The 19,578-nt window shown below is 67.2% G+C and carries 16 protein-coding genes and 1 pseudogene; 11 read left to right on the top strand and 6 right to left on the bottom strand.

The window, feature by feature from the left end; genetic code table 11:
* Positions 1-23: 23 nt before the first annotated feature.
* The 6 genes from AB8P05_RS24655 to AB8P05_RS24630 form a co-directional block, all read right to left on the bottom strand.
* The gene (locus AB8P05_RS24655) at positions 24-410 is read right to left on the bottom strand and encodes a helix-turn-helix domain-containing protein (RefSeq protein ID WP_472760804.1); all 387 of its coding nucleotides are present in this window, start codon (positions 408-410) and stop codon (positions 24-26) included.
* A 230-nt stretch (positions 411-640) separates the two neighbouring features.
* Positions 641-1,795, bottom strand: coding sequence for an acyltransferase family protein (locus AB8P05_RS24650; RefSeq protein WP_472760803.1), 1,155 nt, complete (start codon positions 1,793-1,795; stop codon positions 641-643).
* Between the two features lie 242 nt (positions 1,796-2,037).
* Positions 2,038-3,516 carry a sodium:proton antiporter gene (locus AB8P05_RS24645; protein WP_455174953.1) on the bottom strand — a complete coding sequence of 493 codons (1,479 nt, stop codon included), beginning with the start codon at positions 3,514-3,516 and terminating at the stop codon, positions 2,038-2,040.
* 113 nt (positions 3,517-3,629) lie between these two features.
* Positions 3,630-4,007 (bottom strand): DUF1850 domain-containing protein, encoded by a 378-nt coding sequence (locus AB8P05_RS24640; RefSeq protein WP_472760802.1) that lies wholly within the window; start codon positions 4,005-4,007, stop codon positions 3,630-3,632.
* Positions 4,008-4,017: 10 nt separating this feature from the next.
* A complete protein-coding gene (locus tag AB8P05_RS24635; protein ID WP_472760801.1) occupies positions 4,018-6,111 on the bottom strand; it encodes a TRAP transporter permease in 2,094 nt (697 codons plus the stop codon).
* Between the two features lie 25 nt (positions 6,112-6,136).
* On the bottom strand, positions 6,137-7,099 hold the full coding sequence (locus AB8P05_RS24630) for a TAXI family TRAP transporter solute-binding subunit (protein ID WP_472760800.1): 963 nt from the start codon (positions 7,097-7,099) through the stop codon (positions 6,137-6,139).
* 345 nt (positions 7,100-7,444) lie between these two features.
* Here AB8P05_RS24630 and AB8P05_RS24625 point away from each other — a divergent pair, with 345 nt between their 5' ends.
* The 11 genes and pseudogenes from AB8P05_RS24625 (at position 7,445) to AB8P05_RS24575 (ending at position 19,567) form a co-directional block, all read left to right on the top strand.
* Positions 7,445-7,945 carry a (2Fe-2S)-binding protein gene (locus AB8P05_RS24625; protein ID WP_455174949.1) on the top strand — a complete coding sequence of 167 codons (501 nt, stop codon included), beginning with the start codon at positions 7,445-7,447 and terminating at the stop codon, positions 7,943-7,945.
* A gap of 65 nt (positions 7,946-8,010) precedes the next feature.
* Positions 8,011-10,407 carry a xanthine dehydrogenase family protein molybdopterin-binding subunit gene (locus AB8P05_RS24620; RefSeq protein ID WP_472760799.1) on the top strand — a complete coding sequence of 799 codons (2,397 nt, stop codon included), beginning with the start codon at positions 8,011-8,013 and terminating at the stop codon, positions 10,405-10,407.
* A gap of 28 nt (positions 10,408-10,435) precedes the next feature.
* Complete coding sequence (locus AB8P05_RS24615) at positions 10,436-11,227, top strand: FAD binding domain-containing protein (protein ID WP_472760798.1); 792 nt, start codon at positions 10,436-10,438, stop codon at positions 11,225-11,227.
* Between the two features lie 85 nt (positions 11,228-11,312).
* A complete protein-coding gene (locus AB8P05_RS24610) occupies positions 11,313-11,828 on the top strand; it encodes a DUF4160 domain-containing protein (protein WP_472760797.1) in 516 nt (171 codons plus the stop codon).
* 21 nt (positions 11,829-11,849) lie between these two features.
* A complete protein-coding gene (locus AB8P05_RS24605; RefSeq protein WP_472761184.1) occupies positions 11,850-12,785 on the top strand; it encodes an AAA family ATPase in 936 nt (311 codons plus the stop codon).
* Positions 12,786-12,792: 7 nt separating this feature from the next.
* Positions 12,793-14,009, top strand: a pseudogene (locus AB8P05_RS24600) (vWA domain-containing protein).
* A complete protein-coding gene (locus AB8P05_RS24595; RefSeq protein WP_472760796.1) occupies positions 14,006-14,335 on the top strand; it encodes an XdhC family protein in 330 nt (109 codons plus the stop codon). The pseudogene AB8P05_RS24600 and the gene AB8P05_RS24595 overlap by 4 nt, the downstream one beginning before the upstream one ends.
* On the top strand, positions 14,332-15,048 hold the full coding sequence (locus AB8P05_RS24590) for an XdhC family protein (protein WP_455174941.1): 717 nt from the start codon (positions 14,332-14,334) through the stop codon (positions 15,046-15,048). Before AB8P05_RS24595 ends, AB8P05_RS24590 begins: the two co-directional genes overlap by 4 nt.
* Before the next feature lie 222 nt (positions 15,049-15,270).
* Complete coding sequence (locus AB8P05_RS24585; RefSeq protein ID WP_472760795.1) at positions 15,271-16,428, top strand: hypothetical protein; 1,158 nt, start codon at positions 15,271-15,273, stop codon at positions 16,426-16,428.
* The gene (locus AB8P05_RS24580) at positions 16,428-17,945 is read left to right on the top strand and encodes a sensor histidine kinase (RefSeq protein ID WP_472760794.1); all 1,518 of its coding nucleotides are present in this window, start codon (positions 16,428-16,430) and stop codon (positions 17,943-17,945) included. Before AB8P05_RS24585 ends, AB8P05_RS24580 begins: the two co-directional genes overlap by 1 nt.
* Positions 17,945-19,567 (top strand): ABC transporter substrate-binding protein, encoded by a 1,623-nt coding sequence (locus tag AB8P05_RS24575; protein WP_472760793.1) that lies wholly within the window; start codon positions 17,945-17,947, stop codon positions 19,565-19,567. Before AB8P05_RS24580 ends, AB8P05_RS24575 begins: the two co-directional genes overlap by 1 nt.
* Positions 19,568-19,578 lie beyond the last annotated feature (11 nt).

Below are 19,578 nucleotides of genomic sequence, written 5' to 3'. Positions count from 1 at the left end.
TCGATGCGGGGGAGGATGCCGGTTCACTTCGGCATCTCTCCCGTGCGGAGAGCATAGGGCTTTATCAGGCTTTCCGCCGGGATTGCCCAGGCCGTGTGGAGCTTCCACGCCATCTCGACGGTAAGTCGACGCTGCCGGTTCAGCACCTCGCTGGCTCGCGGACGGGACCCGAGCAGGCGCCCCAGATCGGACTGCGTGTAGCCGGCGGCATCCATCCGCGCCTTGATCGCCTCGACAGGATCGGGAGCATCGATGGGCCAGCGCGTCGCCTCATAGGCATCGACCAGCGTGCCGAGAACCTCCAGCCGGTCATGGTCGGGCGTCCCCGGCTCCGCATCCCAAAGCCGTTCGATCTCTTCGACCGCCGCGGCGTGATCGGCATCCGAATGGATGGGTTTCAGCTCCGTCATCCCCGTCTCCTCAATATCGATCCACCGTCAGGGCATCGATGCGGTCATATTCGGCATGATTTCCATGGCGGCGCTCAAGCTTGACCGTGGTCAAGGGACGCGCCTGCGTCCCATGCGAGGTTGCGGCCACAATCGATCTCCCGATTGCATCATCACTGCTGATGATCCTCTTTCGTACTGTAACCTTGCGCCCGGCGGCATTGGCCGCCGGGTGTTTTTCCGTCTTCCCGTCAGTCGCTCCGCCGCCCTGCCGTCGCCGGGGTCAGCCAGGAGAAGACGGGGCCTTCGCGCAGATAGCGCCGGCCGCCCACCTCGATCCGGCGATAGGCCGGGCCGGCCAGCAGCAGGCAGACCGTGACCATCGCCACCAGAAGCGCCATCGACCAGTCGCCCGGCAGCGCCTTGCGGTCGTGGATGCCCAGCCCCTGCCCCAGCAGTTGCGTGGTGGCGTATTCGACGAAGCCGTGGATCAGGTAGAGGGAATAGGACACGTCGCCCAGCCACACCAGCGGCCGGACATTCAGCGCCGCGGCCGCCCGGCCCCGGTTGGCGACCGCCGCCAGGATCAGCAGGGCGAACAGCGGCACCGCCATCAGGTCCGGCCCGCCCAGATGCAGAAGCAGCAGGATCGCCAGAGCGAGCCCCGCCAGGGCTAGGTCGCCGGACAGGAGGCGGGAGGCGAGCCCGCCGCGGTAGGCGCTGTACAGCAGGGTCCCAAGCAGGAACTCCGGAAGGCAGCGCAGCAGCGTCTGCGGCCCGTCCCACTGGTTGAGGTCCCGGCTCGTCCAGGCCAGGACGGCCAGCGTCGCGAAGGCGCCGGCGGCCAGCAGCACCTGCGTCCGGGCGGCCGACCGCCAGACCCAGGGCAAGGCGAAGGGGAAGACCAGATAGGCCATGAACTCCAGGCTGATCGACCAGGCCGGGTAGTTCCAGCTCAACATGCTGGCGTGGAGGCCCTGGAGCATGAACAGGTTGGCGACCAGCGCACCGACGGACTCCGCTCCCTTCAGCGGAATCGCCGGGAAACTGCCGGTGGCGGCATATTCCACCGCGCGGAAGGTCAAGGCCGTCGCCACGAACAGCAGCAGGACCGCCAGATGCAGCGGATAGAGCCGGGCGATGCGCGCCTTCAGGAAGCTCCAGTATTTGTCGGCCACCGACCGGCTGAAGCTGTCGTGATAGACATGGGTCAGCACGAACCCGCTCAGCATGAAGAACAGGTCCACGGCCAGATAGCCCTTCTGCACCAGATGCGTGTAGCGGTCCGGATGCAGGTTGGGGAAATACTGGAAGCTGTAATGGTACAGCACCACCCACAGCGCCGCGATGCCGCGCAGCGGGGTCAGGGAGTGGAGATGGCGGGCGACGGGGGGCTGCGGGGTCATGGCGCAGTCTCCGGCCGGATCAGACCGATGGGACCTGCCCGCGCGCGGCCATCGGCCGCCCCGCCTTGAAGCCCTCACCCGCGTTCCAGCCGTAACCCGTCGAAACCACATCGTCCTCCAGCCGTTGCGCCGCCGACGCCGCCGGGATCCGAGAGGATCCGGACGGCGTCAGCGGCCCCATCGCGTCTTAACGGCTGAGGTGACGATTGGTTTCGCGCGCGGCTGTTACGGGCATGGGACGGTCACAGGAAGAACACCAGCGTGGTCAGGCCCAGCAGGGGCACCAGGATGCCGACGGACCAGGCCATGTAGCCGAAGAAGCTGGGCATGGCGACGCCGCGTTCCTCGGCAATGGCCTTGACCATGAAGTTGGGGGCGTTGCCGATGTAGCTGTTGGCGCCCATGAACACCGCACCGGCGGAAATCGCCGTCAGCGTCAGCGATAGGTCGGTCATCAGCACCTTCGCGTCGCCGCCGGCGGTGTTGAAGAAGATCAGATAGGTCGGCGCGTTGTCGAGGAAGCTGGACAGGATGCCGGTGGCCCAGAAATAGGCGGCCGGGTTCGGCTTCCCACCCTCGTTCACGGCCGAGATGATGGCGCCCAGCGCGCCGTCGGTGCCGGCCTTCAGGATGGCGATGGCCGGGATGATGGTCAGGAAGATGGCGGCAAACAGCTTCGCCACCTCCAGGATCGGGCCCCAGCTGAAGCCGTTCAGGCGGCGGCTCTGCTTGCTGGTCAGGGCCAGGGACAGGCCGGTGATGCCCAGCAGCAGCAGGTTCGACACGATGCTCTCCAGCGGCACCGTCACATGGTACAGCGTGACGCCGATCCCCGGATGCCAGACGCCGCTGAGCAGCACCGCGCCGACGATCGCCACCAGCAGCAGCAGGTTGACCGAGCCTTCGATGCGGATCGGTTCCCGCTCGTGCACGCCTTCGATCAGCGGGTGCTTGCCGGGATCGCGGGTGTGCAGAAAGACGTCGAGCACGAAATAGATCAGCAGCAGCAGGACCGACAGGAAGGCCATCGGCGCCAGCAGATGGACCGTCGGCCAGAAGAAGTCGACGCCCTTCAGGAAGCCCAGGAACAGCGGCGGGTCGCCCAGCGGCGTCAGCGATCCGCCGACGTTCGACACCAGGAAGATGAAGAACACCACCGTGTGGACCTTGTGGCGCCGGTGTTCGTTGGCACGCAGCATCGGGCGGATCAGCAGCATGGAGGCGCCGGTCGTGCCCATCAGGCTGGCGAGAGCCGTGCCCAGCGCCAGCCCGACCGTGTTGGCCAGCGGTGTGCCCACCAGCGACCCCGCCAGCCGCACGCCGCCCGCCACCGTGAACAGCGCGGTCAGCAGGATGATGAAGGGGATGTATTCGAGCAGGACGGTATGCAGCAGCTCGTAAGTCGCCAGCTCCAGCCCGAAGACCGCCCCGAAGGGAACGAGGAACGCCAGTGCCCAGACCGCGGAGATCTTGCCGAAATGATGGTGCCACACCACCGGGGCCAGCAGCGGGAACAGCGCGATGGACAGCAGGATTCCGGCGAAAGGCACCACCCAGACGGCGCTCAGCAGCCGTCCATCCAGATGCGGCGCCCCGCCATGGGCGGCCTCTGCCGCCAGGGCGCCAGGGGTGCCCAGCAACAGGCCGCCGGCGGCCAGCGCCGCGACGAAGAGGGCCGGGAACAGGGACATGCAGCGGCGGAGGGCGGGAGAGTTGGTCATCGGTCCGAACGGCAGGCTGACGAAAGGATCGGGAGTATGCGTACTGACGGAACGTAAGCCAAGCCGGAAGGGACGCTACCATACTAACTTTCGTGGCCGGAGGCGGGTGTGGCTCACCGGCAGGCCCGCATCTCCACCGCCTGATCCGCCGCCCCGGTCCAGCCCGACAGCGGCCGGCATTCCGCGCCCGCGCACAGCCGGTGTTCGCCGGTGAAGCCGGAGGCGGCGAGCACGACGGTCTCCTGCGGCGGCAGGCCGGGCACCCAGGCCAGCCAGCCGTCGGCGGTCAGCCGGGCATCCGGTCCCGGTTCCATGCCGGCGCCGGTGCCGCGGATCCGGGCCTCCACCGGGCGCATCCGGGAGGACTCCACCGACCAGCGTTCGACCCAGTCCGTCTTCTCGACCGAATGGGTCCAGGACAGGGTGAAATCCGTCCCCGGCAGCGACGCGAGCAGCGCACCGCCGAGGGCGAACAGGCAGAGGCCGGCCACTTGGCGGCCGTCAGGCCGGCGCGGCGGCCGGAACGTTCCGGCGGCGGCGGTACTGCCACAGCAGGAACAGGCCGGTCATGGCGAAGGCGATCTCGTCGGTGACCGGCAACGCCACCACGAACAGGAAGGCCGTGACGGCCGCATAGAGGCGGGCCGGCAGCGGCAACTGCGTCCAGAAGAAGCCGATGGTCGCCGCCCCCCACAGGGCGATGGCGACACAGGCCTTGAAGAACACATAGGCCACCGCAAGCCAGCTTTCGGTCTGCATCACCAGTGCCGGATCATAGACAGCCATGAAGGGCACGACATAGCCGGCCATCGCAACCCGCGTCGCGATCCAGCCGATGTCCATATGGTCGGCTTTGCAGATCGACGAGGCCGCCAGGGCGGCCAGCGCCACCGGTGGGGTCAGGTCGGCCATGATGCCGAAATAGAAGACGAACATATGGCTGACGATCAGCGGCACGCCCATGCTCAGCAGGGCGGGTGCGGCGATGGAGGCTGTGATGATGTAGTTCGCCGTCGTCGGCAGGCCGGTGCCCAGCACGATGCAGGCGATCATCGTCAGCACCAGCGCCGCCAGCAGGTTGCCGCCCGACCAGTCGACGATGGTGGAGGCGAAGCTGGAGGCCAGCCCCGTCAGCGTCATCATGCCGATCAGCACGCCGACCAGCGCGCAGGCGACGCCGACGCCGACGGCGTTCTTGGCACCGTCGGCGATGCTGTTCACCACCAGCACCAGGGTCTGCCGCCCGCCCTTGAACAGCAGGCAGGGAACGACCAGCAGGACGACCATGGCGAAGGCCAGATGCTCGGTCCGGAATCCCAGCTTCCACAGCCCGGCGGCGACCAGCCCCACCGCCACCCAGAAGGCGATGCGCAACGCCATCGGCCCGATGGTGCCGACGATGGTCGTGCCCAGGATCAGCGCCGCAGTGGCGGCGATGCCGATCACGCCGGCGAACAGCGGGGTGAAGCCGGAGAACAGCAGATAGACCAGCGCCGCCAGCGGCAGGATCAGGTACCAGCCCTCCACTACCGCGCGCAGCGCACTCGGGCACTGGTCCTTCGGCAGGCCGACGAGATTGTGCCTGCCCGCCTCCAGATGGACCATCCAGAAGGCGCTGCCGAAATAGAGGATCGCCGGGATGGCGGCGGCGATGGCCACCTCGCTGTAGGGCACGCCGATGGTCTCGGCCATGATGAAGGCGGCGGCCCCCATCACCGGCGGCATCAGCTGCCCGCCCATGCTGGCGGTGGCCTCCACGGCACCCGCGAAGGCGGGGCGATAGCCGAAGCGCATCATCAGCGGGATGGTGAACTGGCCGGTGGTCAGCACGTTGGCGACGCCGGACCCGTTGATGGTCCCCATCAACCCCGACGAGATCACCGCCACCTTGGCCGGCCCGCCTTTGGCGTGGCCGACGAGGCCCAGCGACACGTCGTTGAACAGCTTGATCATGCCGGCGCGCTCCAGGAAGGCGCCGAACAGGATGAACAGGAAGATGTAGCTGGCCGAAACGAAGGTCGGCGTGCCGTAGATGCCCTCCGTCGACAGGTAGAGGTTGTCGATCACCTGATCGATGTCGTATCCGCGGTGGGCGAGCCCGAAGGGCAGATGACGGCCGAACAGCGCGTAGGGAATGAACACGCCGCACATGATCGGCAGGGCCATCCCCATGATCCGCCGCGCCCCTTCGAACACCAGAGCCACCGCGACGGTGCCGACGATCAGGTCGGTGGTGCTGGGATCGCCCGCCCGCTGGATCAGGTCGACCTCGAACACATAGTGATAGAGGCCGATGCCGAATGCGGTCAGTCCCAGCAGCCAGTCGTACCAGGGCACCCGCCTGCGCGCCGACGTCTGGCGGAAGCCGAACAGGGTGAAGGTCATCAACAGAAGGAAACCGACATGGACCGCCCGCACCACCATGGTGGACACCGGGTTGAAGGCGGCGGTCCAGATCTGGAAGGCGGAGAAGGCGACGGCGATGGCGAAAACGGCCCGACCGTCGAACCCCTCGAATGCGGCGACCGTGGCGGGGTTTTCCCGGTCGATGGCTTGGCGAATCTCGGAGTCCGCCTGCGTCTTGTTTGCGCTCACTGCGTCTTCTCCGCCCGGCCGCCGCTTACATCAGCCCCTTTTCCTTGAAGTACTTGATGGCGCCCGGATGCAGCGGTACCGGCGACTGGGTGGCGGTCTGGTCGAGCTTGATCTGCTTGGCGGCGACATGGGCGGCGGCCAGCGCGTCGAGATTTTCGAACAGAGTCTTGGTCATGGCATAGGCGGCATCGTCCGACACCCCGGAATGGCTGACCAGTAGGTTGCGGACCGCGGCGGTCGGCACCGCTTCGGTCTGGCCCGGATAGGTGCCGGCGGGAATCGTCTCGGTGATGTAGGCGGCGTCGCCGACCTTCTGCACCAGATCGGCCGGAATGCTGACGATGGTGATCTCCTGCGAGGCCGACAGGTCCTTGATCGCCGCCACGCCCAGGCCGGCGGAGATCAGCGTCGCGTCCAGCTGGCGGTTCTTGATCAGGTCGACCGATTCGCCGAAGGGCAGATATTCGGTCTTGGCGAAGTCTTTGTAGGCCAGCCCGGCGGCGCCGAAGATCGCGCGCGCGTTCAGCTCGGTGCCGGATTTCGGCGCGCCGACCGACACGCGCTTGCCCTTCAGGTCGGCCAGCGTCTTGATGCCCGATTCCTTGCTGGCGACAACCTGGATGTAGTTGGGATAGATGGCGGCGATGGTGCGCAGCTTCTCCAGCTTCTGCTTGAAGCCGACCTCCTCGTTGCCCTTCCAGGCATCGCTCAGCGAATCGCCCAGCGTGAAGCCGATCTCGCCGCGGCCGGCCTGCAGCAGGTTCAGGTTCTCGACCGACGCCTTGGTCGCCTGTGCGGTCACCTTGGCCCCCGGCAGCGCCTTGCCGTACACGTTCGACAGTGCCACGCCCAGTGGGTAATAGACGCCGCTGGTGCCGCCGGTCAGCACGGTGATGAAGGTCTCCGCCTTGGCCGGCAGCGCGGCGAGGCCGAGACCGGCGGCCATGCACAGGGCCATGAGGTGACGTTTCACGGACGGGCGATTCATAGTGGCTCTCCCCATTATCGTTGCTACGCCCGGATCGTTGCCGGGTGGATTTGTTTGTGTGCCCGCAGTGTGCAGGCTGCCCCAACCCACTGTAACGCGTCACAAAATTGCGCGCCAGTACGTACAATCCGATAGGAAGACGGTCAGTGCACCATTCTTTCGGCCAAGACATGCAGAGGCTCCTTGACCTCGACGGGCAGACACCCCCTATCCTTGTGGCGGAAGACGCCGGCCGAAGCGGACACCACCATGGCTCCGGGCCAAAGCGCGTCACACGACGGTAACAAGTCCCAACTGCACGCCAAACGACTGCAAGCCAGACTTCAGCCAGCGGGAGGAAATCCGATGTCCTGTACCGTTTCGATGACCGTCAACGGCAAGACGGTCTCGCGCGAGGTGGAGGAGCGCACGCTGCTCGTCACCTTCCTGCGCGAACATCTGGGCCTGACGGGCACCCATGTCGGCTGCGACACCAGCCAGTGCGGCGCCTGTGTCGTCCATGTAGACGGACGGTCGGTGAAGTCCTGCACCACGCTGGCCGTCCAGGTCGCCGGGGCGGAGGTAACGACGATCGAAGGGCTGGCGGCGGCCGACGGCACGCTGCACCCGATGCAGGCCGCCTTCCGCGAGCATCACGGGCTGCAGTGCGGCTTCTGCACGCCGGGCATGGTGATGAGCGCCGTCGATCTGGTCCGCGACAACCCGAATCCGACCGAGGCCGAGATCCGCGAGGGGCTGGAAGGCAACATCTGCCGCTGCACCGGCTACCACAACATCGTCAAGGCGGTGAAGGCGGGTGCCGAATCCATGGCCGGGGCGCAAGCGGCGCCGGTCGCCGCCGAATAAGGGCGAAAAGCCCGAAAAAGCAGGCATTTCCGCATCTTACGCGTTCCTGTGGGAGGAAACACGAGATGGCGAACCCCAATGGCATCGGCGCCTCGGTGCGCCGGCGCGAAGACCAGCGCTTTCTGACCGGCCGCGGCAACTACACCGACGATTTCAAGCGCCCGAACATGACCCACGCGGTCCATGTGCGCTCCCCCTACGCCCATGCCCGCATCCTGGGCATCGACTTCGCCGATGCGGCGGCGATGCCGGGCGTGGTCGCCGTGCTGACTGGGGCGGACATGGAGGCCGACAAGGTCGGCAGCCTGCCCTGCGGCTGGCAGATCCATTCCAAGGACGGCTCGCCGATGAAGGAGCCGCCGCACTATCCGCTGGCGCGCGACCGCGTGCGCTATGTCGGCGACGCCGTGGCGGTGGTGATCGCCGAGACCCGGGAGCAGGCGCGCGACGCCGCCGAGATGGTGGTTGTCGATTACGAGGAACTGCCAGCGGTAGGCTCCTCCACCCGCGCGATTGCCGGCGGCGCCCCGCTGGTCCATGACGATGCGCCGGACAATGTCTGCTACGATTGGCATCTGGGCGACCAGGCGGCGGTGGATGCCGCCTTCGCCAATGCCGCCCATGTCGCCAAGATCGATCTGGTCAACCAGCGTCTGGTGCCGAACGCCATGGAGCCGCGGGCGGCGATGGGCGAATACGACCAGTCCAGCGGCGAATACACGCTGACCACCACCAGCCAGAACCCGCATGTCACCCGCCTGCTGATGGGCGCCTTCGTGCTGGGCATTCCGGAGCACAAGCTGCGGGTGGTGGCGCCCGACGTCGGCGGCGGATTCGGGTCGAAGATCTTCCATTACGGCGAGGAGGCGGTCGTCACCTGGGCGGCGCGCAAGGTCGGCCGGCCGGTGAAATGGACCGCCGACCGGTCGGAGAGCTTCCTGACCGACGCCCACGGCCGCGACCATGTCAGTCATGCCGAGTTGGCGATGGACGCCGACGGCAATTTCCTGGCGCTGCGCGTCTCGACTCTCGCCAATCTCGGCGCCTATCTGTCGACCTTCGCGCCGTCGATCCCGACCTACCTCTACGCCACCCTGCTGGCCGGCCAGTACAAGACCCCGGCGATCTATGCCGAGGTGAAGGCGGTCTTCACCAATACCGCCCCGGTCGATGCCTATCGCGGCGCCGGCCGGCCGGAGGCCTGCTATCTGATCGAACGGCTGGTCGATGTCGCGGCCGGCGTGATGGGCATGGACAAGACCGAAATCCGCCGCCGCAACTTCGTGCCGAAGGAGGCGATGCCCTACCAGACGCCGGTAGCCTTGCAATACGACACCGGCGACTTCGCTAAGAATCTCGACATCGCCCTGCCGCTGGTCGACTACCCCGGCTTCCAGCAGCGCCGGGCGGAATCGAAGGCGCGCGGCAAGCTGCGCGGCATCGGATTCGCCACCTACATCGAAGCCTGCGGCATCGCGCCCAGCAATGTCGCAGGTGCGCTCGGCGCTCGCGCGGGACTTTATGAATGCGCGGAAGTTCGTTTCCATCCAACGGGTTCCGTGACGGTCTTCACAGGCGCTCACAGCCACGGCCAGGGCCATGAGACCACCTTCGCCCAGATCGTGGCCGACCGCTTCGGCATCCCGATCGAGAATGTCGAGATCGTCCACGGCGACACCAACAAGATCCCCTTCGGCATGGGCACCTACGGCTCGCGGTCCCTCGCGGTCGGCGGATCGGCCCTGGTGAAGGCGATGGACAAGGTGGAGCGCAAGGCGAAGAAGATCGCCGCCCATATGCTGGAGGCCGCCGAAACCGACATCGAGGTGAAGGAGGGCCGCTTCACCGTCGCCGGCACCGACAAGAGCCTGGGCATCGGCGATATCGCCCTGCAGGCCTATGTCCCGCACAACTTCCCGCTCGACGAGCTGGAGCCGGGGCTGGACGAGCAGGCCTTCTACGATCCGAAGAACTTCACCTACCCCAACGGCTGCCATGTCTGCGAGGTGGAGATCGACCCCGACACCGGCGTTACCACCATCGTCAGCTTCGCCGCGGTGGACGATTTCGGCAACGTCATCAACCCGCTGATCGTCGAGGGGCAGGTGCATGGCGGCTTGGTCCAGGGCATCGGGCAGGCGCTCTACGAGAACTGCGTCTATGACGAGGAGTCGGGGCAGCTCGTCACCGGCTCCTACATGGACTATTGCATGCCGCGGGCGGACGATGTTCCGTCCTTCACCGTGCGCTATCACGAGGACCAGCCCTGCACCCACAACCCGCTGGGCGTGAAGGGCTGCGGCGAGGCCGGGACAATCGGTGCCGCCGCCGCCGTGATGAACGCGGTGGTGGACGCGCTGTCGGACTATGGCGTCACGCACATGGACATGCCGGCAACGCCGGAGAAGGTCTGGCGGACGATTCGAGACGCTGCCCCCGCCCCTGCCATGGCGGCGGAATAAGACGGCCGAAGAAGAAGGAGGCTAGAGAATGTACGCGTTCACGTACCAACGGCCGACATCGCTTGCCGACGCGGCGGCCGCCATCCAGGCGGAAGAGGCCAAGCTGCTGGGCGGCGGCCAGACCCTGCTGCCGACGCTGAAGCAGCGGCTTGCCCGCCCGACCGACCTGATCGACCTCGGTGCCATTCCCGAGCTGAAGGGCATCCGTGAAGTTGACGGCGGGCTGGAGATCGGCGCCTTCACCCGCCATGCGGAGGTGGCTCACTCCGACCTCGTCAAGCGGGTGATCCCGTCGCTTGCCAGCCTTGCCGAGGGCATCGGCGACCGGCAGGTCCGCAACATGGGCACGATGGGCGGTTCCATCGCCAACGCCGACCCGTCGGCCGACTATCCGTCGGCGGTGGTGGCGCTGAAGGCGACGGTCACCACCGACCGCCGCAGCATCGCCGGCGACGATTTCTTCACCGGCATGTTCGAAACCGCGCTGGAGCCGGGCGAGATCGTCAAGTCGGTGCGCTTCTCCCGTCCCGACAAGGCGGCCTACGCCAAGTTCCGCAATCCGGCCAGCCGCTACGCCATCGTCGGCGTCTTCGTGGCGAAGTTCGGCGGGGAAGTACGGGTGGCAGTGACCGGCGCCGCCGGCTCCGTCTTTCGCGCCGAAGCGTTCGAGACGGCGCTTGCCGCCGACTTCCGGGCGGAAGCGCTGAACGGCCTGTCGGTGGACGCCGACGGCCTGAACGCCGACATCCACGCCAGCGCCGACTACCGCGCCCACCTCGTCACCGTGATGGCGAAGCGCGCGGTGGAAGCGGCGGGTTAAGACGGTCGATGCGCCCTCGCCACGACCATCTGTGTCGCGACGGGGGCGCTTGACGCTGCGGGAATAGAGCGGTCAAACTTTCTCTATGCCGATCATCGTCCGAATAGGGAACGCCCGCGTTTACATCTATGCCGACGACCACAATCCTCCGCATTTCCACATCGTCGGGCCGGACTTCAACGCGCTGGTCCGGATCAATGATCTGACGCTGCTGAAAGGCACGGCGCCGCCTGATACGATGCGCAAGGTGCTGGATGGGCAGGAGAAAATCGGCCATTGCTGGCATTGCGCTGGATCGAGATCAATGGCGAGGAGTAAATCGATGGACCAGCCCCGCGTCGCCACCGTCGAATCTCTGCCCGGCACGATGTCGGTGGCCGTGACCTGGATCGACGGCACCCGCGATGTGGTGGATTTGTCCGATCCGAATCGCCGTTTCACCATGCTGCGTCCACTTGCCGACCCGGCCCTGTTCGCCAAGGTGAAGGTGGTGGCCTGGGGGTGGGCCATCGGCTGGGGCGAGGCGGACGACCCCGACATTGACTATCCGGCCGATCGGCTGTGGCAGCGTGCGCAGGACCAGCGGCGCGCCGCCGCCTGACGCCCTGCATTCATTCAATTCATCAAGGCCGTCCATGACCACCCCCTCCCCGCCTCCGTCGACGACACGCTGGCGCTTCTCACCCGTGGCTCTTACGTCGCGGACCGTTCGTTGGCGACCGCGCTGTTCCTGGCGCTGAAGCTGAAGCGTCCGCTGTTCCTGGAAGGCGAGGCGGGCGTCGGCAAGACGGAGATCGCCAAGGTCCTGTCGGCGACGCTCGGCCGCAAGCTGCTGCGGCTGCAATGCTATGAGGGGCTGGACGCCTCGTCGGCCGTCTATGAATGGAACTATGCCCGCCAGATGATGGAAATCCGGCTGGCCGAGGCGTCGGGCGGGCAGGACCGCGAATCCTTGGCTTCCGACCTGTTTTCCGAACGCTTCCTGGTCAAGCGCCCGCTGCTGCAGGCGCTGGAGCCGGACCTCGCCGGGCCGCCGGTGCTGCTTATCGACGAGTTGGACCGCACCGACGAGCCGTTCGAGGCCTATCTGCTGGAAATCCTCTCCGACTATCAGGTCTCGATCCCGGAATTCGGCACCGTCCATGCGCCGGAACCGCCCATCGTCATCCTCACCTCCAACCGCACGCGCGAGATCCACGACGCGCTGAAGCGGCGCTGCTTCTACCATTGGGTCGATTATCCCGGCGCCGCGCGGGAGCGGGAGATCCTGACGGTCAAGGCACCGCAGGCCGACGCCCGGCTGGCCGCCCAGGTGGTGGGCTTCGTCCAGACCCTGCGCGGCATGGACCTCTACAAGGCGCCGGGCGTGGCGGAGACGCTGGACTGGGCGCAGGCACTGGTCGAGCTGAACCAGTTGGAGCTGGAACCCTCCGTCATCAACGACACGCTGGGCACGCTGCTGAAGTACCAGGACGACATCGCCCGCATCCAGGGCAGCGAAGCCGCGCGCATCCTGACCCAGGTCAAGACCGAGCTGGCCGCCACCACCGCCCGCTGAGGCCGTCATGACGGACGACGCGCCGGCCGGCCGCCTCACCCTCAACCTGATGCATTTCGCCCGCGCGCTGCGTGCCGCCGGCCTGCCGGTCGGGCCGGGCAAGGTCCTGCAGGCGGTGGAGGCGGTGGAGGCGGTCGGCCTGTCCAACCGTACCGACTTCTACTGGGCGCTGCACGCCGTCTTCGTGAACCGCCACGACCAGAGCGAGCTGTTCGACCAGGCCTTCCACGTCTTCTGGCGCAACCCGGACATCCTGAAGAAGATGATGTCTCTGATGCTGCCGAAGGTGCGGACGGAATCCCGCCGGACCAGCCGGAGATGGCCCAGCGCCTTGCCGAGGCCCTGCACGGCAGCGGCACCGAACGGGAGGAGCCGGAGAAGACGGAGATCGAGGTCGATGCCTCCTTCACCGTCTCCGCCGCCGAACGGCTGCAGGACAAGGATTTCGAGAAGATGACGGGGGAGGAGATGGCGCAGGCCAAGCGCCTGCTGACCCGTCTCGCCCTGCCGCTGGCGGAGGTGACCACCCGCCGTTACCGCCCGGACCCGATGGGACCGCGTATCGATCCGCGCGCCACGCTGCGGCGGATGCTGCGCAGCGGCGGCGACCTGTCGGACCTCGCCCGCAAGCGCCGCCGCATGCGGCCGCCGCCGCTGGTGGTGCTGTGCGACATTTCCGGTTCGATGACGCGCTATTCGCGGATGCTGCTGCATTTCATGCATGCGGTCACCAACGATCGCGACCGGGTGTACAGCTTCGTCTTCGGCACACGCCTGACCAACATCACCCGCCATCTGCGGCATAAGGACGTGGACGTGGCGCTGGACGCCGTCTCGGGGGCTGTTTCCGACTGGTCGGGCGGTACGCGGATCGGCACAGCGCTGCACGCCTTCAACCGGACCTGGGCGCGCCGGGTGCTGGGCCAGGGGGCCGTGGTGCTTCTCATTACCGACGGGCTGGACAGGGATGCAGGGGAAGGGCTTGCGGCAGAGGCCGAACGGTTGCACAAAAGCTGTCGGCGGCTCGTCTGGCTGAATCCTTTGTTGCGCTGGGAAGGCTTCGCGCCGAAATCCTCGGGCATCCGGGCGTTGCTGCCGCATGTGGACGATTTTCTTGCGGCCCACAGCCTGAACAGCCTCGCGGATCTGGCCGGCGCCCTGTCGGCCGACGGTCCGCGTCGTAGCCCGGGCTTGCGCCGCTGGTTGAAGGAGGCGGCGGGATGAACGACACCCTGATGGCGGAAAACATCGTGGAGCAGGCTGCCGCATGGCGGGCCGCCGGCCGCAGGGTCGCCCTGGCGACCGTCGTGTCGACCTGGGGTTCCTCGCCGCGGCCGGTCGGCAGCCAGATGGCGGTCGACGACCGCGGCGGCATGGCCGGCTCCGTGTCCGGCGGCTGCATCGAAAGCGCCGTGGCGCACGAGGCCGCCAAGTCGATGGAGGACGGCGAGCCGCGCCTGCTGTCCTTCGGGATCACCAACGAAATGGCCTGGGAAGTCGGGCTGGCCTGCGGCGGACAGGTGCAGGTCTATGTCGAGGCCGTGGAATGAAACGCGAGATTCTTGACCGGCTGCTTGCGGCGAAGGCCGCCGCGACCCCGGCCGCCCTGGTGACCGACCTCAACACCGGCCTCCAGACCCTGGTTTACGAGGACACCGTCCATGGCGGCTTCGGGCTGGAGCCCGACCTGCTGGACGAGGTGCGCCGCCGCATCCGCCAGGACCGCTCCGGCCTGCTGGTCGATCCGCAGGACGAGGACGGCTTCCGCCTGTTCGTGCATGTCCACAACCCGGCCATGCGGCTTCTGATCGTCGGCGCCGTGCACATCGCCCAGGCGCTGGCCCCGGTGGCGGCGCTGACCGGCTATGACGTGACGGTGATCGACCCGCGCGGCGCCTTCGCGACCGAGGCGCGCTTCCCCGGCGTGAAGCTGAACCATCTGTGGCCGGACGAGGCGCTGGCGGAACTGAAGCCCGATGTCCGCACCGCCATCGTCACCCTGACCCATGACCCCAAGCTGGACGACCCGGCGCTGATCGCCGCCCTGCGCTCCCCCGCCTTCTATGTCGGTGCGCTGGGCAGCAAGCGCACCCATGCGCTGCGGCTGGACCGGCTGCGCGACGAGGGGCTGAGCGAGGCGGAGGTCAAGCGCATCCGCGGCCCCGTGGGCCTGTCCATCGGCGCCGTCACCCCGGCCGAGATCGCCATCTCGATCATGGGCCAGATCACCTGCGTGCGCCGCGGAGAGAACCACCCCTGCTGACCCGTCCCTGCTGACCCTGGCCAACGGGCGGGCGCGGCGACGCCCCGCCCGTGCTACCTCCTTGCCTCGGTCATTATTATCCCTTTGCCCCCGCCCGTTGCTCTGCTAAGGCACCAGTGATCCTGAGTGCGGAGCGTTCGTGGCGGACCGCCGGACATCCTCATCGTCACCCCGGCCGCCGGCCGGGTCGGCCTGCGCGCGTAGAAACGCGGTGGGAGTCCCATGAGGATTCGCTCGCGCATCGCGGTGGTGGGAGGCGTGCCGGTGGCGGTCGCCGCGGTGATCGCCGTTACCGGCGGGCTGCTGCTGGACCGCAGCGAACGGGTCTACGAGGCGGCGGTGCTCGCCGGATCCGTCTATCGCGACGTGCTGGCGGCGACCGCCGCGCGGATCGATTATCTCCAGGTCGCTCCCTCCGACCGGACCGGCCGCGTCGCCAGGTTCGAGGCATTGTCAGCCTCCGCGGGCGACGAACTGCGGCGACTCGACAAATCCCGCTCGGCCGCCGCCCATCGGCCGGAGGTGGAACGCGCCACCGCGGTGCTGGAGCGCTATGTCGGCCAGATGCGCACCTTCATCGAGGTGACGAAGGCTAACGATTCGGCCGTCGCCGATATGGGCCGGCATTCGGCCAGCCTGATGGCGCTGACCGACCGCGCCAGAAAGCGCCAGCACGCCGCCAATGTGGATTCGCTCGGCTCGCTGACGGAGGCGGACCAGCGCCTGCGCGACAGCCGCGACGTGGTCGACGGTGCGCATGAACTGCGCGAGGCGATGCTGGCCCTGCAGCGGGCGGAGGCGCAGCATGTCGCGGCGCTGGCCTTCGGCACCGGGGTGTTCGGCACCGGACGGCCGCTGACCACCGCGGATTTCCGCATCGCCACCGACAAGTTGACAGCCACCGCCGACCGGCTGCAGGCGGCGTTGCGCCGCACCGACCCGCTGGCGGACCGCTATCCGGCGATCGAGACCGCCGGCCGCTATGCCGCGGCGGTGGCGGATCTGCAATCCGCCGTACAGGCGCTGCGCGATACGCGGACAGAGCGCGATGCGGCGCTGGCCCGCTTCGAAGCGGCGGTCCAGGCGGCGGCCGGCTTCGGCGAGGATGGAGCGCCGGGCGGCACCCTGGGGGAACGGATGCTGGCGGAGCAGGTCATCCGGACCCTGCCGGTGGTGCGGGCGCTGGTCCTGACCGGCAGCCTGGACCGGCAGCCCGACGTGACCTTCCTGTCCACCCTCCTGCCATCGGTCCGTCCGGCGCTGGATGAGCTGCATCAGATGCAGGCGCGATCCACCGCCGCCCAGCAGAGCCTTGCCGACGCGCAGCACGCCAGCGCCGGCGCGGCGTCCGCCATCGAGGCGCTGACCGCCCGATCCTGATGGTGAAGGCAACCGGATACACCGCGCTCCAGGAAGAGGTGGTGCAGCTGATCGCCTATGCCATCCAGGCCAACGACACCGAGCAGGAAACCCAGAATGTCGCCATCGTCGCCCTGCGCCTGGGCCGGCGGGCGGCCGACGCCGTGGCGGTGCGCGACGCGGAGGAGGCCGACAGCATCGTCGAGGATGCCGGCGCGCTGCTGGAGACCGTGCGCGGACTTCCCATGTCGCCGCTGCTGCAGGACGAGGTGCTGGCCGCCATCCGCAGCTGGCGCGACAGCCTGGGCCGGACCGCGGAGGGGCTGCGCCGGCTGAACCAGCTGCTGATCGCCATGGATCGCGACGCCGGCGCCCTGGTGGAGACTGCCCGCCAGCTGGACGAGACCTTCCGCGACGAGGCGGCGCGCATCGGCGACCTGCTGACCCGCATCCTGATCATCGGGGCGACCATCGGTCTCCTGCTGGGCGGCGGCGCAGCGGTGGTGGTGGCGCGGTCCATCAGCAGGCCGGTGCTGCGGCTGCAGCGGCAGATGACCCGTCTGGCCGAGGACCCGCTTGCCGGCCCGGTCGACGGAACCCGCCGGAAGGACGAGTTCGGCGACATGGCGCGCGCCGCCGCCTTCTTCATCCGCGAGATCAGCCTGCGCGAACAGGCGGCCCGCGAGGCCAAGGAGCGTGCCGACCGCGCGCTGGAGGACCTGCGCCGCACCCAGGCCGACCTGATCCAGGCGGAGAAGATGGCCTCTCTCGGCGCCCTGGTCGCCGGGGTGGCGCACGAGATCAACACGCCGCTCGGCAACGCCCTGATGGGCGCCACCCATCTGCAGGACCGGCTGGAGGCGATTCGGCGGCAGGCGCTTGCGGGAAACCTGCGCCGCAGCGAATTCGCCGATTTCCGCGATACGTCCGAGGAGTTGGCGCGCCTGATGGTGCTGAACCTGCGTCAGGCCGGCGAACTGGTGCAGAGCTTCAAGCAGGTCGCCGCCGACCAGACCAGCGGCGAAGGACGGCGCTTCGACCTGAAGCCCTATCTGGAGGATCTGGCGACCAGCCTCAGCCCGTCCTGGCGCCGGGCGGGCCACAGCCTGCGGGTCGAATGCCCGGACGGCATCGAGATCGATGGCAATCCCGGTGCGCTGGCGCAGATCCTGACCAACCTCGTGATGAACTCCATCATCCATGGCTATCACGACGGACAGCAGGGCCACCTGCTGATCACTGCCGACGCCGTGGGTCCGGAGATGGTGGAGCTGGTCTATACCGACGATGGCAGAGGCATCGCGCCGGCCGATCTGGGGCGGGTGTTCGATCCCTTCTTCACCACCCGCCGCGGAAGCGGCAGCACCGGGCTCGGGCTGCACATCGTCTACAACCTCGTGGTGAATATTTTTGGCGGCAAGGTTGCAGTGGAGAGCCGTCCCGGCCAAGGCGTGCGCTTCACCATTCGCTTTCCACGACGACTTGCTACTGATAACGTGGCTCTTGCGATCGAAGCACAATCCGTGCAGGAGCAATAATGGCTTTGCCGTCGAAGACATTGACGAAGGGTCTTGCGAAGGGGTTGACCGTTCTCCTGGGACTTGCGGGAATGTCCGGCACCGCATTGGCCGACAAGTCCCTTGTCTACTGCACGGAAGGTAATCCGCAAAGCTTCAACGCGCAGGTATCGACGTCCGGCACCAGTGTGAACGCGGCCAGTCCCCTGTTCAACAATCTGGTCGAATTCGGCCGCGGCGATCGGGTCATCAGCCCGGGTCTTGCGGAATCCTATACGGTGTCGGACGACGGTCTGGTCTATGATTTCCGTTTGCGCCGGAATGTCCGGTTTCATTCCAACGAGCATTTCACGCCCAGCCGGACGCTCAATGCCGACGACGTGCTGTTCACCTTCGAACGGCAATGGAAGAACGACCACCCCTATCACACCGTCGGTCCGGCAACTTACGACTACTTCCGGGGCATGGGGCTGCCGGCGCTGCTGAAGTCGGTGGAGAAGCTGGACGACCACACCGTCCGCATCACGTTGACCCGGCCGGAGGCACCGTTCCTGGCCGATCTGGCCATGCCGTTCCTGTCGATCCAGTCGGCCGAATATGCCGATACCCTGATGAAGGCGGGACGGCCGGATCTGTTCGACGCGGAGCCCATCGGCACCGGGCCGTTCCGCCTGGTGTCCTACCAGCCCGATCTCGCCATCCGCTACAAGGCGTTCGACGGCTATTGGCAGGGGCGCCAGCCGCTCGACACCCTGATCTACTCGATCACCCCGAACATCGCGGTGCGGTTGAACAAGCTGCGGTCCGGCGAATGCCATGTCATGATCTTCCCCAACCCGGCCGAGTTGGGGAAGATCGAAAAGGACCCCAATCTGGTCATCGAGCAGCAGGACGGGAAGAACGTCGCCTACATGGCGTTCAACACCGCGAAGCCGCCGCTTGACGACCTGCGGGTCCGGCGCGCCGTGACGCTGGCGATCGACAAGCGCACGCTGGTCGATGCGGTCTTTCAGGACGGGGGCCGGCCGGCCAAGAACCCGATCCCGCCCAGCATGTGGTCGTATGACGACAGCATTCAGGACCACCCGTTCGATCCCGTTGCCGCGCGCAATCTGCTGATCGAGGCGGGCTACCCGGAAGGCTTCACCCTGGATCTCTGGTATCCGCCTGTGACGCGCCCCTACATGCCCAACGGCAAGCGCGCCGCGGAACTCATCAGGGAGAACCTGGAGCGCGTCGGGATCAAGGTCACGCTGAAGACCGACAGCTGGGGCAACTATCGCAGCCGTGTGACGCAGGGCGAGCAGGACATGGTCATCTATGGCTGGACCGGCGACAACGGCGATCCCGACAATTTTCTGTACTTCCTGCTGGGGTGCAGCGGCGTGCGTCCGGGCGGTTCGAACGTCGCGCGGTGGTGCAACCCGGACTTCGAAGAGCAGGTCACCAAGGCGAAGGCCGACAACGACATCGAGAAGCGCGCTGCCCACTATCGGAACGCGCAGCGCATATTCAATCGGGAAATGCCGTGGTTCCCGATCGCCAATACCTTCATTGCGGTGGTCCATCGCAAGGAGGTGAAGAACTATACGAACAATCTGTTCAAGCAGGATTTCTCGGGCGTCGATATCGAATCCCAATGAGCGACAGGGAT

The organism is Azospirillum sp. VT-I1, assembly GCF_055698305.1.
The sequence above is the reverse complement of the archived record's forward strand: the minus strand, read 5'-3'. Positions and strand labels throughout refer to the sequence as shown.